The organism is Desulfacinum hydrothermale DSM 13146, from assembly GCF_900176285.1.
In the GTDB taxonomy this organism is placed as follows: domain Bacteria; phylum Desulfobacterota; class Syntrophobacteria; order Syntrophobacterales; family DSM-9756; genus Desulfacinum; species Desulfacinum hydrothermale.
This window is the reverse complement of the sequence record NZ_FWXF01000007.1, coordinates 120588-137288: the sequence shown is the minus strand read 5'-3', so window position 1 is coordinate 137288 and position 16701 is coordinate 120588. Positions and strand designations below refer to the sequence as shown.

General features: G+C 61.7%; 8 protein-coding genes. 3 read left to right on the top strand and 5 right to left on the bottom strand.

Going from position 1 to position 16701, the window contains the following annotated elements:
* Positions 1–449 precede the first annotated feature (449 nt).
* From B9A12_RS08145 to glyQ, 3 genes are all read right to left on the bottom strand, one after another.
* Complete coding sequence (locus B9A12_RS08145; RefSeq protein ID WP_084057393.1) at positions 450–764, bottom strand: BON domain-containing protein; 315 nt, start codon at positions 762–764, stop codon at positions 450–452.
* A 113-nt stretch (positions 765–877) separates the two neighbouring features.
* Positions 878–2950 carry a glycine--tRNA ligase subunit beta gene (gene glyS, locus B9A12_RS08140; protein ID WP_084057442.1) on the bottom strand — a complete coding sequence of 691 codons (2073 nt, stop codon included), beginning with the start codon at positions 2948–2950 and terminating at the stop codon, positions 878–880.
* A gap of 124 nt (positions 2951–3074) precedes the next feature.
* Positions 3075–3959 carry a glycine--tRNA ligase subunit alpha gene (gene glyQ, locus B9A12_RS08135; protein WP_084057392.1) on the bottom strand — a complete coding sequence of 295 codons (885 nt, stop codon included), beginning with the start codon at positions 3957–3959 and terminating at the stop codon, positions 3075–3077.
* Between the two features lie 337 nt (positions 3960–4296).
* On the opposite strand from glyQ, the gene B9A12_RS08130 reads away from it, so the two are divergent.
* The 3 genes from B9A12_RS08130 to B9A12_RS08120 are packed head-to-tail and all read left to right on the top strand — an operon-like array spanning position 4297 to position 7756.
* Positions 4297–4932: a TetR/AcrR family transcriptional regulator gene (locus B9A12_RS08130; protein WP_170920449.1), complete on the top strand. Its 636-nt coding sequence runs from the start codon at positions 4297–4299 to the stop codon at positions 4930–4932.
* Positions 4933–4940: 8 nt separating this feature from the next.
* Positions 4941–6206: an HlyD family secretion protein gene (locus B9A12_RS08125; protein ID WP_084057390.1), complete on the top strand. Its 1266-nt coding sequence runs from the start codon at positions 4941–4943 to the stop codon at positions 6204–6206.
* 38 nt (positions 6207–6244) lie between these two features.
* On the top strand, positions 6245–7756 hold the full coding sequence (locus B9A12_RS08120; protein ID WP_084057441.1) for a DHA2 family efflux MFS transporter permease subunit: 1512 nt from the start codon (positions 6245–6247) through the stop codon (positions 7754–7756).
* On the opposite strand, the gene B9A12_RS08115 is transcribed toward B9A12_RS08120, so the two are convergent.
* A complete protein-coding gene (locus tag B9A12_RS08115) occupies positions 7743–10403 on the bottom strand; it encodes a hybrid sensor histidine kinase/response regulator (protein ID WP_170920448.1) in 2661 nt (886 codons plus the stop codon). The genes B9A12_RS08120 and B9A12_RS08115 overlap by 14 nt on opposite strands.
* Positions 10404–10868: 465 nt before the next feature.
* Positions 10869–16325 (bottom strand): SIS domain-containing protein, encoded by a 5457-nt coding sequence (locus B9A12_RS08110; protein ID WP_084057388.1) that lies wholly within the window; start codon positions 16323–16325, stop codon positions 10869–10871.
* Positions 16326–16701 lie beyond the last annotated feature (376 nt).

Below are 16701 nucleotides of genomic sequence, written 5' to 3'. Positions count from 1 at the left end.
AAAGGGCACCATCTCCGATACGCGTGTCCCGCCAGGAACCGAAGAATTTCCCGCGTTTCTGAAGGGCTGGCTACGGGAAACGGGGCCCGGCTACGCGCAGAACGCTATCTGCAGGATGACTTTGGATCCCGGAGCCTCTTTTCTTCAGGAGCTTGTCCGAGAACGCCCAGGTCGCTCTCTCCGGGCCCGTGGTGCCGGCCTGGCCATGACGCAGTAGGGGCGGGTTCCCAACCCGCCCCTACAAAGCTCAAAAAAACATCACATGGCCCAGTTGAATGGCATTTGTCAGAAAGGCCGAGAGGCCATTGTCAGACACCCTCCTTTGAGGACAAGCTCCCGGGGCATCCTTTCCCTGAACCGGCTTCGGCTGGGCCCCTGTGGGACGGCAACGCATCCTGTGCGGCGTGCTATCACCCAGTTCGGCCGGTTCTCCCGCGGCCATTGGCGGCTCACGGTTGGATGCGGATGAGATTCCGCACGGATCGGACCCCACGGGTTTTTCTGGCCAGATCTTCGGCCCGGATGCGCGCCTTGGGAGAGTGGACCACGCCCGTCAGGGTCACTTCGCCTTGGAAGGTGTCCACATCGATGGCCAGACCGCTCACCAGCGGATCGTCCAAAAGCTTGGCTTTTACTTTGGCGGTGATGGTGGCATCGTCCAAGACCTGCCCGGCGCTGCGCCCGGCCGGCGTCTGGCAGGCCGCAAGGCCCGCCACCAGCACCATGAGGATGAAAAAGAAGGCGAAGGAGCGTAGGTTTCGCATGTCTCGAAAGCCTCCTTGGAACCCGTTGGTTCGGCCACCGGGACAAGCGCTGCGGGCAGTGGGTCTTCCAGACAAACGTCTTCTCCCGGTGCGGACTGGACGGCACGGCCCCGTCAGGCCGTCTGCACCTTCCGAAAGTCCGCGATTCGGTTGAAAAGTCCATGAATGGCCGTGAGCAGGGCCAGGCGATTTCGGCGCACCGTCTCGTCTTTGTCCATCACGAGCACGCCTTCAAAAAAGGCGTCGATGGGCTCGCGCAAGGCCGCCGCCGCGGCCAGGGCCCCGTCGTAGTCCCCGGACGCCACGCGGGCCTGGATCTGTTGCGCCGCGTCTTCGTAGGCGTCATGAAGGGCCTTTTCCACCTGGGCCTGGAAGACCTCGGGCTCCACGGGGGCCTTTTCGCCTTCCTTGATGATGTTGCCCACCCGTTTGACGGCGACGGCCAGGCTTTCAAAGTCGGGCCGCTGGGTGAAGGCGGCCAGGGCCCGCACCCGGGCCACGGCATCCACCAGGTCGTCGATCCCTACGGAAAGGGCCGCGTCCACGATGTCCGGGCGCAATCCTTCCTGTGAGACCAGGTGGTGGTGGAGTCGACCGCGAAAGAAGTCCAAGACCCCGGCCTTTACGGTGGCTTGGGGCTCGGTCATCTTGGCTTCCAGCAGCGGAAGGGCCTGGTCGATGAACGCGCCCAGTGAAAAGCGTAGATTCTTGGCCAGAACGATCCGGATGATGCCCAGCGTTTGCCGGCGCAGGGCAAAGGGATCGGCCGTTCCCGTGGGAAGCAGCCCCACGCCGAAGCAGCCCACGATGGTGTCCATCTTGTCGGCCAGGCTCAGGATGGTGCCTTCCATGCCCTCCGGTAGCGGGCCGCCGGCCCGATTGGGCAGGTAGTGCTCGTAGATAGCCTGGGCCACTTGCTCCGGTTCTCCCTGCAGCCGGGCGTACGCGCGGCCCATAATGCCCTGAAGTTCGGGGAATTCACCCACCATACCGCTCACCAGATCCGCCTTGCACAGAAAGGCGGCGCGGGTGACCGCGTCCCGTTTTTCCGGACAGAGGCGGTCACAGAGCCACTGGGCCAAGGCGGTGAAACGTTCCACCTTCTCCCAGCTCGTTCCCAGCTTGGCATGGAAAACCACGCTCTTGAGTTCCTCGGCCCGGTCTTCCAGTGGAACCTTCTGGTCTTCTTCGTAATAGAAGCGGGCGTCTTCCAGACGCGCCCGTACCACCCGAGCATTGCCCGCCGCCACCAGAGCCGGATCCCGGGGAACCGTGTTGGCCACGGTCACAAAGTGAGGCATCAGACGGTCTTGGGCATCCGTGATGGCGAAGTAGCGCTGGTGCTCCTTCATCACGGTGATGAGCAGTTCGGGCGGCAAAGCCAGGTACTTTTCCTCAAAGCTTCCCAGAAGCGGGTAGGGGTATTCCAGCAGGTTGGTGACTTCGTCCAACAGATCCGGATCCTCCAGGATGGTCCCGCCCACTTCGGCGGCCTTTTCCCGGATCCCTTGGAGGATCAAGTCGCGTCTTTCGCCCATGTCCACAATGACCCGGTGATCCGCCAGCTTCTTCTTGTGTTCCTGAAAACCGGTCACCGGTATCCACTCGGGCGCCATGAAGCGATGTCCGAAGGACCGGTCCCCGCTGGTCACGTCCCCGTAGTTGAATTCCACCACCTGGCCGCCCAAAAGGCACACGATCCAATGGACCGGTCGGGCGAAGGTGACGGAAAGACTGCCCCAGCGCATGGACTTGGGAAAGGGGATGTGGGCCACGAAGTCCGGAAGCATCTTCTGGAGCAGATCGCGGGTGGGCAGGCCCGCCTCCTCCTTGACCAGGCACACGTATTCGCCTTTGGGCGTGCTCTTGATGGCGAGCTCGGACACCTGGACGCCTTGGTTGCGGGCAAATCCTTCCGCCGCCTTGGTGGGATTTCCCGCCTCGTCGAAGGCCACCGACTTGGGCGGGCCGATGATTTCCGTCGTGCTGGCTTCCTGTCTTTCGGCCACATCCGGAATGCACAGGCACAGGCGCCTGGGCGTGCCGGTCGTTACGGGCGTGCCATGGGCAATGCGGTGGTCTGTCAAAAAACGCACCATCTGTCCCGCCATGGCTTCCAACGCCGGGCCGATGTAGCCCGCCGGTATCTCCTCACTGCCTATTTCCAGGTAGAATTCCTGTCCCATATTCGACCTCGTCTCGTGGTTGGGATGCATGGAATGGAAGTGGCCGGGCCCGAAGGCCAAGCTGCCAAGGACAAGGGGGCACGTTTCCTTTGCCCTTCTTACCTTTTTCCCCTGTTCCTTGCTTTTACCTTCCCCCTTTTCCCTTCTTCAACAACGGATGGCCCATGGCTTCCCGCTGGGCCACGTAGGCATGAGCCGCCAAGCGGGCCAGGTTGCGGACTCGGGCGATGTAGTTGGTGCGTTCCGTTACGCTGATGGCCCCCCGGGCGTCCAGCAGATTGAAGACGTGTGAGCACTTCAGACAGTGGTCGTAACAGGGGAGCACCAACCCCTGGTCGGCCATGCGCATGGATTCCTTTTCGAACATGTTGAAAAGCTGAAAGAGCATGTCCACGTCGGCCGCCTCAAAGTTGTAGTGGGACCACTCCACTTCGCCCTTGTGGTGGACGTCCCCGTAGGTCACATCACCGCACCAGATCAGGTCATACACATTGTCCACCCCCTGGAGGTACATGGCGATGCGCTCCAATCCATAGGTCAGCTCCACGCTCACCGGGCTCAACGCGATGCCGCCCACCTGCTGGAAATAGGTGAACTGGGTGATCTCCATGCCGTCCAACCACACTTCCCATCCCAGGCCGGACGCTCCCAGCGTGGGAGATTCCCAGTCGTCCTCCACGAAACGGATGTCGTGATCCAAAGGATCGATGCCGAAACTCTTGAGGCTTTCCAGGTAGAGCTCTTGGCTGTCGGGCGGCGAAGGCTTCAGGATCACCTGGTACTGGTAGTAGTGTTGGAGGCGATTGGGGTTTTCCCCGTAGCGGCCGTCGGTGGGACGCCGGGACGGCTCCACATAGGCCACGTTCCACGGTTCGGGGCCCAGCACGCGAAGGAAGGTGGCCGGGTTGAAAGTGCCGGCCCCCACCTCCAGATCGTAGGGCTGCTGGATGACGCAACCCCGGTCGGACCAGAATTTGTTCAAGGCAAGAATAAGCTCTTGAAACGTCATGTGCGGCTCCTCTTTGATGGATGGGTGGTCTGGGAACGCCATATCGTCCACCGACGGTGAACGGGAGTGCTCCTCCATGCCTAGAAAAAAGTCTGTAAAATTGACCATATAGTTACTTCACCGTCCAAAAGTCAAGGAAAAACCTCGGTAAGGACAAAGAGGATCGGGAACGGTTCGATTTTCTATTGATGGGAGAACCTGCACTGCGCTAGATAACTGAGTGAATGTTTACTTAAAAAAAGCGGGCCGTTCTCCAACGCCGAATTCGAAAAGACCCATCGGGGCTTTTTCCCGCGCGTACCGCGACGGCCGCTTGACTGGAAAGGGAGAGACGGTGGTGGCTGCCGCACAACCCAAGCACCGATTGCCGGCGGAACAACGGCGCCGGAAGATCCTGGATGCCGCCATTGGCCTCTTTTCCCGGAAGGGGTTTCGGGGAACCACGGTCCGGGACCTGGCCCGGCACGCGGGCGTGAGCGAAGCCATGCTCTACCAGCACTTTCCCAGTAAGGAAGCCCTCTACGACGCCATTCTGGAAAAGAAGGTCCAGGAGATGCGCCGGGCGTGGGATCTGGACTGGGAGGCAACGGGAGACGTACGCACGGTGGTGCGCCGCATGGTTCAATCCTTTCTGCAACGGCACATCTCGGACCCGGCCTTTGTGCGCCTCGTGCTCTTTAGCGCCCTGGAAGGGCATGGGCTCGCCAGGGATTTTGTGCGGGGGCCCAGGGCCCACTTCATGGAGCGTCTGGCCGCCTACCTGGAAAAGAAGATGGAAGAAGGGACCCTGCGGGATCTGAACGCAGATGTGGCGGCACGGCTCGTGATCGGAATGGCCTATTACGGGGTGCTGCTGAGGGAGGTGTTCGGGGAGGATTTCCTACAAAGTCTGGAGGTGGAGGCTTTGAGCGAGGCCATCGCGGATGTCTTCTGGCGGGGAATCCGCCGCGACGATTCCCACGGGCAGGAGTGAGGGAGACCATGGCGGAGAAGGTGGAAGAAAGGGCGCCGGCCGAGGCGGCGCCGGTTTCCAAGGGAAATCACGCGAAAAGGATCCTGTTTCTGGTGTTGATGGGCGCGGCGGTTTTGGGCGCCGTCTATTGGTGGTTTTTTGTGCGCCACAAAGAATCCACGGACAACGCCTATGTGATGGCGGACGTGGCGGCGGTGAGCGCCCGCATTCCAGGCACGGTCCAGGCCGTTCACGTGGAAAACGACGATTTCGTCCGAAAGGGTCAGGAACTGCTCACCTTGGATCCGGCCGACTTTCAGGTGCAGGTGGCCGAAGCCCAGGCGGCCATCAAGCGGCTGCGGGCGGAAACGGAGGCCGCCGTCACGGTTTTGGACTATCTCAAGGCCACCACGGAGGCGGGCATTCGAGGGGCCGAGGCGGCCCTTTCCGCCTCCCAGGCCCAGTGGGAGGCGGCCAAGGAGGCCCTTCAGGAAGTGGCCGGGCAGCGCGATGCCCGGTTGGCCGACTGGCGGCACGCCAAGAGGGACTGGCAGCGCTTCAGTGCCTTGGCACGTGAAGGGGCCGCTTCCGTTCGGGACCGCGATCGAATGAAAACGGCCCTTCGCAAGGCCGAAGCCGGTCTTGCGTCCGTGGAGGCCCGGTACCGGGCGGCGCTGAGTCGCGTGCGAGCGGCGGAAAAGGAGGTGAGCCTGGCCCGGGCCAAGCTGGATGAGGCAAAGGCCGCTCGGATGCAGGTGGACGTTCAGGCGGCCAAGATCGCCGCCTTGCGGGCCCAGGAAAAGGAGCTGCAAGCCAAGCTGGAAAAGGCCCGGCTCCATCTTTCCTATTGTCGAATCACGGCGCCCCTGGACGGCTATGTGGCTCAACGGCGCATCCAGATGGGGGAACGGGTCCAGCCCGGACAACCGCTCCTGGCCGTGGTCCCGCTCCACCACGTCTATGTGGAGGCCAACTTCAAGGAAACCCAGGTGGAAAAGATCCGCATCGGGCAGCCCGTGGAGGTAACAGCCGATTGTTATCCGGGCAAGGCCTTTCGCGGCCGGGTGACGGGGATCCGCTCCGGCACGGGGGCGGCCTTTTCCTTGCTGCCGCCGGAAAACGCCACGGGAAACTGGGTCAAGATCACGCAGCGAGTGCCCGTGCGCATTGAACTGGAGAATCCCTTTTCGCCGGACTTTCCATTGCGCGTGGGCTTCAGTCTGGAAGTCACCGTGGACACATCGGACCAGAGCGGCCCGCGGTTGCGCGCGGCGGCTGAGGGAGGCCGGTCGTGAACGCGCCCAGCCCGGAGGCCCGCAAATGGGCGGTGGCCATGACGGTGATCATCCCCACCTTCATTGAGGTGATGGATACCAGCGTGGTCAATGTCTCCCTTCCCCACATCCAGGGGAGCCTCAACGCGGGTGTGGACGAAGTGACCTGGGTCCTCACCTCCTACCTGGTCTCCAATGCCATCGTTATTCCCATCACGGGTTGGCTGGCCAGTATCTTCGGCCGACGCAACTACCTGATTTTTTCCATCGCGCTCTTTACCGGCAGCTCCATCCTGTGCGGAGCCGCCCCTTCCCTGAAAATCCTGGTCATCGCCCGCATCCTGCAAGGCCTGGGAGGAGGCGGCCTGCAGCCCCTGTCTCAGGCCATCTTGCTGGAGACCTTTCCGGTGCGCGAGCACGGGGTGGCCATGGCCATCTTCGGTATGGGGGTGGTGTTCGCGCCCATCCTGGGGCCGGTGGTGGGGGGCTGGATCACGGACAATTGGGCGTGGCGTTGGGTCTTTTACATCAATGTGCCCCTGGGGGTGCTGGCGGTCTTCATGGCACTCCTATTCGTTCACGACCCACCCTATATCCGAGCCCGCAAGATCCGGATCGACCATTGGGGCCTGGCCTTGCTGGTGGTGGGCCTGGGCTGTCTGCAGGTGGTCCTGGACAAGGGGGAACGGGAAGACTGGTTCGAATCGCGCTTCATCCTGGTGCTGTCCGTGATCGCGGCGGTGGCCCTCACCCTCTTTGTCCTGGTGGAGCTTCGTGCGCGCCATCCGGTGGTGAATCTGCGGGTCTTTTCGGATGCCACGTTCGCCGCGGGAAACATCATCATGTTCACCGGATTCTTCTGCCTGTTCGGCAGCATCGTGCTCCTGCCCCTCTACCTGCAAAGGCTCATGGGCTACACGGCCCTCTGGGCGGGGCTGGTGCTGGGGCCGGGCGGACTGGCCAGTCTTCTGATCATGCCCGTGGCGGGGCAGCTGATGAAGCGGGGCGTTCCCCCCAGCCGGCTGCTGGCCGTGGGCCTGGTCTTTGCCGCGGTGGCCCTGTGGCAGATGTCGCGCTTCAACCTGGAAGCGGACTTTGTGGCCGTGGCCCTGCCTCGCGTGGTTCAGGCCCTGGGCATGGGGCTCTTCTTCGTTCCCCTGGCGGCCGCCACGTATGTCAATATCCCCCGTGAACAGATGGGCAACGCCACCGGCATTTTCAACCTGCTTCGGAACCTGGGTGGAAGTTTCGGAGTGGCCTTTTCCACCACGGTGCTCTCTCAGCGGTCCCAGTTCCATCAAAACATGTTGGTGGATCACCTGACGCCCTACGCCAAGTCCTTCCAGGTGGCCATGGAAAGGATGCTGGAGCTGATGGGCGGGGATCCCGCATCCTTTTTCCACCGGAAACTGGCCCTGGCGGGCATCTATGAACAAGTCCTTCGGCAGGCGTCCATGATGGCCTTCAACGATACCTTTTGGCTCTTCGCCTGGTTTACAGCGGCCTTGGTGCCCCTCACTTTCGTGATGCGCGGTTCCAAAGGGGCCGGAGCGCCCGTTATGGGCCACTGACAGGCCGATCCAGGGCGCGGTCGATGATATCCAGGAGCTGCTGGATGGGGTAGGGTTTGGCAATGAAGTCGAAGGCTTGAGCCCGCACCAGCTCCGGCGGCCCCTCGGTGGGGGAGAACCCGCTGGCGATGATGATCCGGGCATCGGGGTCCAGTGCCAGAAGCTTTTCCATGCACTTCTGGCCCCCCATGCCCGGCATGATCCAGTCGAGGATCACCACGTCGATCTGATGGCCTTGTTGACGGTAGAGCTCCAGGGCCTCCTCGCCGTTGCCGGCCGTGAAGACCTTGTGCCCGCAATGCTCCAACATCTCGCTCCCGATTTCTCGGGTGGGCTCTTCGTCGTCCACCAAAAGGACGGTTCCCGTGCGCCGGGCCGCCGGTTTGGGCTCGTCTCGGGATCCCACTTCTTGGGGCGTTTCGGAAGTGGCCGGGAAGTAGATCCGGAAACGGGCGCCGCGACCCGGTTCGCTGTCGCAAAAGATCGTTCCACCGTGGTTCTGGACGATCCCGTAGACCATGGCCAGGCCCAGACCGGTACCACGCCCGACGGGCTTGGTGGTGAAGAAGGGCTCAAAGATCTTGTCTTGCACCTCCAAAGGGATGCCGGGGCCCGTATCTTCCACGCTCAGCTGCACATACTTTCCGGGCTTCAGGGAAGGGGGAAGCTGGGACGTCTCCAGCACGGCTTGGGTGGCGATGATGAGCCTGCCTCCTTCCGGCATGACATCTTTGGCGTTGACCACCAGATTCATGACCATCTGGGCGATCTGGGGGGCGTCCGCCTGGATGGTGGGCGCTTGGGGATCCAGATCCAACCGGATTTCAAACATTTTGGGGATGGTGCGATCCAGAAGCGGCTTGAGCTTGAGGATCTCTTCGTTGAGATTCAGGGGCTTGGGGTTGCTTTCCAGTTTTCGGCTGAAGGTGAGGATTTGCCGGGCCAGCTCCGATCCGCGCTGGACGCCTTCCAGGATGCGCTGGATGCGGCGCCGGTCCGGGTGGTCCGGATCCTTGTTGAGCAGCATCAACTCCGTGTAGCCCTGGATGCTTTGGAGCAGGTTGTTGAAATCATGGGCGATACCTCCCGCAAGGGTTCCCACCGCCTCCATCTTCTGGGCTTGCATCAACTGGGATTCCAGCTCCTTTTCCCTCGTGAAATCCCGGGCGAAATTGATGGTGGCGGGCCTTCCGTCCCAGTCCACCACGATGGCGTTGATGTGAATCCACAACACGGAGCCGTCCTTGGTCAGGGCTCGAAAACGATAGGAAGAAGGCACGTGGGGTTCACCGGCCAGTCGTCGCCGGTGATATTCGAACACAAAGCTGCGGTCTTCCGGATGAACGAATCGTTCGGCGGGCAGTTGGGAGATCTCCTCGTCGGTGTAGCCGGCCCACAGCCTGAAGCGGGGATTCCAGAAGCGGAAGAAGCCGTCTTGCAGGACGAAGATGGCGTCATTGGAATGGTCCACAATGGACCGGTACTTGGCGTCCATCTCGCGGAGGGCCCGCTCGGCTTCCTTTCTCCGGCGGATGTCCCGGTAGGCGGCGTAGATCCCCACGAGCCGGCCTTCCAGGCGAATGGGGGATGCCACGATGGCCACCTCCACCGAGGTGCCGTCCTTTCGTTTGCGTTTTGCTTCCACTTCGAAGGGGATGCCCTGGAGAGCCTGCCGGGAAAGATCCTCGGCGTGGGCTTTTATTGAATCGTCCGTCACCAAATCGTTGATGGGGCGTCCCACGGCCTCATGGGGCTCGTATTGAAAGAGGCGGGTAAAGGTCTTGTTGATGGAAACGATGTGGTCTTGGGGATCCAACAGGGCCACGGCGTCGGGAGAGTTCTGGTAGATGGCTTCGAAGTAGGCCTTTTGCAGTTCCAGGTCCTGCTCGATCTGTACCCGATCGGTGATATCCAACAGGGCGCAGATGGTCTGATCGGTTCCGGGGATGCGGCTCAGGTTGATAAGGATGTGGCGCCACTGTCCGGAGCGGGTTTTCAAACGGAATTGGTATTGGGGCGGCACGTTGGGGTCGTCGGCAAGGCGTCTTCTGGCGTAGTCGAGCATGCGATCCCGATCTTCCGGGACCACAAACTCCGTCCACGACCGGCGGCCCTCGATTTCTTCCTTGCGGTAGCCCGTGAGTGTTTCAAAACGCCGATTCACCATGAGGATCGTGGTGGAGGCGTCCACCAGCGCCATGGCCTGTCCCGTGTGTTCGCAGATAACCTGGTAGCGGTTTTGGGCCTCCACCAGTTCCGTGATCTCCGTGCCGGTGGAGAGGATCTCCTGCACTTGGCCATGGGAGTCGAAGACGGGAAGATTGGTCCAGGCCACCCACACCAGGGAACCGTCTCGCCGTCTGTTTTGGTTGACATGGTGCAGGTATGCAGCCGGATCCGATGCCATGCGGCCGATCAGATCGTCATAGAGGGGGTCCCCTTGGGAACCGGTGGGCAGCAAGGTTTCGTAGATGGATTGCCCGACGATGGTTCGCTCGTCGTAGCCGAAAAATTCCAATGCAAAGGGGTTTATGTAAAGAATCCGCCCGTCAGGCCGCATCCGAAGGACAATTTTCTGGCTGGATTCCAGAAGGGAACGATACAGGTCACTGGAAAAAAGGCGGCTGCAGTCTCGCTGGATGTCCATGGGTTCGGGTCTTGTCCTCCTTGCATGGCGAACTGGTTGAAAACCAGCCGCTGATCCATATTCTTGTAATAAAACCATCGGAGAAATTCCACCATCTCTGTAGGAAATTTTGCAAAACCTCGGCAGATCTCCTGACGACCTTTTGGGGTGATCCGTGATCCATGGCTGGTGGCGGATACCGTGGACCCCGTGGGGGAAGGGTCCATGATGGGTGCCCAAAGCGGCGGCGCCCGGGAGTCTCTCTGAGAACGCCCAGGTGGCTCCTTTCTTATGCGGACGGAAGGTTGGGACCATCAAGCGGCCTTGTGCTGGAGACCTGGCCGCGGCGTAGTAAGGGCGGGTTCCGAACCCGCCCCGCCAGGGCTTTCTGAGAGCTCAAAAAGCACCGCGGAGTCGGTGACATTGCAAACGGCCAGAAATCCCCCAAAAGGCGAAAGGCCATTGCGTTGGCAAGCGCCTTGAGATTCAGCCCGTTTTCAGCGAGTTGCAAAAGGATGCCCACCAACTCGGTTCATCTGAGAGGGTCAGGTCCCGGCGGTCTGTTTTTCGAAAAAAGGCGTCCAGCAGGTCCCGGAAAGTGGACGGTCGATCGCCGGATTCGGGCAGGAGCGAAGCCGCCGCCCGGACCTGCTCGGCAATGAGCTCCGCCGTTGCTTGACTCCCTTCCATGAAGAGCCGACGCCTGGGTACGGAAAGCAAAAAGAAATCGCTCCAGGCGATGCCTTCGGATGCCATCAGGCTGTTGAAGTGGCTGACGATCTTCATATAGCGGGGACTGTGAAAATCGGTGGTGACGGCCTCCTTTCCCAGGGCGGTGCAGGTCCGTTCCAGGGCGGCCGAAAGGTCTTCTTCTTGGTTCCATTCCCGGTAAGAGACCCTCAGAGTGACAAGGCGGCCGGTGTGGGTCCAATCGTCCAGCAGGGGAATGAGGAGAAGTCCGAGCTCGTCCGGTCCGGGCCCCATGCCCACGATGCGGCGGGCGAGCACGCGCCATGTGTCGCCATGGGCTTCCACCCACGGGCCTTCGGGGGCTGGGCGTTGGGCGTCGGAGGCACAGATGGCGCCTTGCAAGCCTTCCTGCGGCGTTTCGCCGACCAGGAAGAAGGGAGCGTCTCGCTTTGTCTGGAGGCGAAAATGGTCCAGCACTTCCGTGGGGTTGCGCAATCCGCCGGCTCTTGATAGTTGGAGCAATTCCTCCCGCGTTTTTGCCGCCCGCACCGGGTAGGTCGCCCAACCGTGCACCCGCTGGATGACGGGCGCCAGATTTCTGAGCGAGGTCAGGAGATGATGGGTCAGCAATCGCAGGTCCCGTTGCTTGTGGGCCGCCAACGGCGCAAACGGGCCGAGGGAACGGCGAAGCGTCTCAGACCAGGGGTCCCTGTCCAGGGAGCTTCCCTCCAGGCAGCTTCTCTCAGCAGCGAGGACCGCGGCCAGGGCGGCGGTACACAGGGGGGCGAAGGCGTCGGGAACGGCGCGCGTCCGATCCTGACGACTCAATGACGGGAGGCCCAGCAGGTGACCGATGGGCTGTGCGAGCAGGGCCTTGGCCACCTTTTGCTGGAGAAAGGCGTTCTGGGTGATGAGGAGGATGCGGGCGGTGCGACATCCGTACGCATTCAGTTCATCCAGAGCGGTGGGCAAGTGATGCGCGTCGGTGGCATCGATCACAATGAGATTGTCCTGGTTGGCGTCGTAGTCGGACCTCAACACGGGCAGATACCAGTATTCGTCGTAGAACGGCCGAACCGGCCCCGGCAAGGAGTTGCTCTCGGGGTGTTCCAAGAACGCATCCACATGGCGCCCATCCAGGAATTGTTCTTCCCAGGCGCACACTTGGGATTCCCCGTAGCGTTCCACCATGCGGTCTCTGGGTTCCAGACGCACGTATTTTACCCAGCTTCGAGGATCCACGGTGACCAGGGGCCCGTGGGCGCTTTCACCGTACGGATGGAAGGCGAGCGTCATGGAACGGGTGCGGTCGAAGCTTTCAAGCCAGGCGGAAACCGGCGTTGCCGTTGAGCCGATGAGGTAGGCGGTGGTGTAGGAGAGGTTGGCCTCCATGGCGGCTTTCGCGTCTTGGCGAAGGGTGGGCTCATTCAGAAGGTTGTCCAGGGCGGCGGCCCCTGTCTGGAAGGCTTGCCGCAGGGCTTGGGCCTTTTTCGGTTGGGTGGCCTCCACCACCCTGTGGAGGAGGTGGAGTAGGAGGAGGTAACAGACGCTCCAACAGCCCCGCTGGATGGCCCGCGCGGGAAGGATCTTGTGGGAACAGGCGTCGATGGATTCGTGGGGTTCTGCGGTGACCCACAAGGTGTCCGCGGTTCCGGCGGCTTGCACCTGTTGGACCAGAGATGGCGGCGGCGGGGCGCTGGACACCGCAATGAGAAGGTCTTCCCGTCCCAGGCGCACCGCGTCCAGTTCGTCGGGGGCGACCGGGCGAAAGTCACGCCCCAACAAGCGTCGCCACACGTCCACTGCAGCCACGACGGCCGAAGCGGCGTGCGGATCCGAAGGCACAAAAAACACACGTCCGGAGACATCCGGATCTTCTTCCAGAAGGGAACGGATCGCGTCCAGGGGCAATGCCTCCCGTTCCACAAGTCCATGGGCGGGGTCTTGTAGTAGGGACGCCGCGGCCAGGCGCAAGGTCTCCAGCCGGCGGCGCTCGTTCTCAAAGACGGACGATTGTTCCAGCAGGGAAGGGGAGGCAAGGCGGCGGGCCGCGTGGTCGAGATCCGCTTCCCCCACGGCCGCCTCCTTGATTCGGTGCCAATGTTCGCGCACGGAGTGGTGTGCGGCTTTCCGGGTTCGAGCAGTGGTCACCGATTTTGCCAGGTTGCGTGGAAAGTCGTCTTCTCTTCTGCCCTGTGCTCGGCCGTAGTGGTAGGCGAAGAGATAGGCGAAGGGCAGATCCACGTAAACCTGGAAGGGTTCCGGCAGCTCCGGCAGGAAATGGATGCGGCCTCCACTGAGCTCTTTCAATTCATCGTCGTCCGGTCCCGGGCAAGTGGTGGTCATGAAGGTGATGTCGGCCAGGAAGAGCTCTTTCATGACGGTTCGGGCGGATTCCCGGCAGGACCGACGGGTAGCCGGGACCCAGACCAGATGCTCCCAAGGCTTGCCGCCCATGGCCCGCAAAGGAAGCTCGTTATGGTCCACCACGCGAGCCACCGTGGTCCATGCGGTTTCCTCCAACTTGAATGCGATCTCATACGCCGGGGTGGTGCTGGACAGGCGATCCACCACGAAGGCCGCATGGCTTCCCCGGTAGAATCGAGCCATGTCCTGGGCGAAGGCCAGGGTTTCCGGGGCGTTCAGGACGCTGTCAACGGCATTGGGTAATCTTTCCATGACGTCCAGATACGGACGGAGATCTTTGGTGGAACCGCGTGCGGATGCGAGCCAAAGGCCGAACAGGGTCAAACCGTGCAGCATGCACAAAGGACTCTTGATGGCCGAGACGGTCACCTCCTCGCCGCTCATCACAGGCAGGGTGCCCATGCTCTTGGCCGTCAACAGGGCGAGATCGGAAAAGGGCTTTTCCGTGAGTGCCAGGATGGGTATCCGGTGATTCAAGCACGCCTTGGCGCATTCGATCACGTCCGCCGTCGTGCCGGACCAGCTCAAGAAGATGGCAAGATCCTTTCCCGGGTCAAAGGCACAGGAGGGATCGGCGATTTCCAGGGGACTCAACACAAGAACATCCAGCCAGGGGCAGATCTCTTCCAGGATGCCCTTCGCCATCAAGCCCACATGCCGGCTGGTGCCCATGCCAATCAGGACGAGACGTTCCAGGTTCTGGACCTGCGGGCCGAAGCGCTTGTTCAATCGTCGCAGCCGCACAGGAATGTGGGTGAGGGAGGGGCTTCCATCCGGCGCGTAGAACCGGAAGATGGTTTCCAGGCGTTGCGGAATCTCGTGCAGGTGAGATTCAAAGAAGGATCGGTCGATGTCTTTTCGCTCACGCCATGGGTGGATTGTCGTCTCCAGCGGTTCGAGATCCTCCAGAATCTCCCCGTCAAAGGTCTTGAAGGTCACATGGCGCTGGACCTGGGATCCCATGCAGCGGGTGTCGATGACGGCCAGATTTTCCGGCCCTTCCAAGGCGTATACCTTGACGGAAAAGGAAGAGAGGATCTCTTGGCGGATCCCGGCGTAGAGGTCTTCCAGCGCCTTGATTTCCTGCGGAGAAGCGCCCCGGCGTTCCGCTTCCTTCTTTTCTTGAACATGGGCTGTCCGGGCGGCCTCCATTTGTTCGTTCTTTTCGTGGATCAGTCTCTGGGGGAAGAGGCCAAGGGCCGCGTTCACGTCGGAGACCACCATGAAATCGTCGTTTTCCGGCCGATGAACGATAAAGACGGGTCGATTGTGACTGGCCACATACATCCTGCCGGGCGAACGGGTGCTGATGCCCGCCACGGCGATCTGTCCCCCGTCCCGGGCCATTTGCCGGGCGGCTTCCACAAAGGCCGTCTCATCCATGTCCGTATCGCTCTTGTCTTTCAGCGCGTGCCACACCTTGAAATCGATGGTCTGGGAAGCCGCCGAGATGTGATCCACTCCGGCTTGGGTCTGGGCAGCCACGGCCTCGAACCGGCGCTTGTCCTCCCGGAAGGAGCTGAAGTAATGGCCCCAGAGCAGGGCCATGTACTCGGCGGAATTTTCCGATCGGAATCCATACCCAGCGAGTCGGAGATATTCCTTGACCTCGTTTTCCACCGTGGGGCTGAACTGGCCGTTGAGGACAATGGTTCGCTGCCTGTCCCGATCGAAGAAGGGATGGGAATTCTTTTCCGTAACGGCGGACTGGAGCGCATAGCGACCATGGGCCAGGATGGGGGGGGCATAGAAACGCAGCAGGGACGGGTGGGTGGCGCCGGCTCCCTGGGGGCCCGTGGCGAACACTGACGATGGATCAAACGACGCCACCTCCATAAGGCGCCTGCTGAGGTATTCCAGCACAGCCGCCGCCGCCCATCCGTAGACGTTGGCACCGCGTTCGGCGCAATAGACGGCACGCCATGAGCTTTCGGCCAAGGCGGCGTTCTTGCAAAGCTTTCCAAATCCTTGCTGGATGCGATCCCCAGGGGTTTCCTCCTCCCATAGGTGTTCGCTCACCATGGCCGCGTCCAGCAGCCGGAAAAGACAACGAACACCGTCCCGATCGAAATCGGGCGGGATCGTGACTCGGACGCCGACCAACGTCTTCCACAAAATCTTGTGAAGGGAGGCGGCGCTTGCGGAGGCCAGGTAGTCGAGGCGGGAGCGCTTCAAAGGCCTTTGATGGTGGAGGATCCTTTCGAAGACCAGGTCGAAGGCGGATCCCATTTGCTCTTTGGAAAAGTCGCTTCGGCCGGAATAGTCCAGGGTTTGGAACCGCTCCAGGAAGGCCGCCCGCAACAGGGCCTGGGCGACGGCTGTGGACAGGTCGTGGTCACGGGCCAGGCTTTCGACCAGTTGGGACAGGCCTTTTCTGGATCGTATGGTATGGGAGGCCGGCGGCGTGGGTCGGCCCGGGGTCCCGGGCTGGAGGGTCTGCGCCTTGGAAGGATCCAAATCCACCAGCGCGTCGAAATTCGGTGCGCTCCGTTCGCCCCTCAGGTAGGGCTCGAAATCTTCGGGGGCAAATCCCTCCAAGGCCAGCACACGGCGTTGAAGGGGCCGCAGGTCCCTTTCGCGCTTCGCCTCAAACCAGATGGCCGCCAGGGCTTCGCTATGGCCGCCGTACAACGACCGATCCAGGAGCGCCTCGGTCAGACGGTCCACGGCTCCCACCGCCTTGACGGTTCGAACGGGTTCCCAGGGATCCCCGAAGGTGGCCACGCCCGTGCTGTCCGGGGCCCGATAGACCAGGGCCGACATGGCCGTGAGCACCCGGGTGAGGCTGTTGCCGGCGCCTCCCACATATCCCACGATGCCGCACATGGGCTGCACTGCCCTCCTGGAAACAGGGTTAAAAAAGTCCCTTCGCTGTGTTGTGTGGAAGCGGCTGGGAGCCTTTCTGAGAATTCAAAAAGCACCTCGGGGCCGGTGGAATTGCAACGGGTCAGAAAGCCACAAAAGGGCGAGAGGCCATTGTGAGACCGGCTCCCACGAATGCAAAAGTTTGATCTTCATCGTCGGACTTTCCCGGACTGTCTGGCAACTGGGCTGACGGTGAGAGGAGGGTCTCCTTGGCCCTCCGGCTCATGGATGACGAGCGGTGTGCGCCGCCGCAGGCTGGACCATCACATCTTCCATGCCGACCCGCTGGACCCGGCCATCCATTGGGAACGGCGAAGAGGCAACAATGAAAACTTGA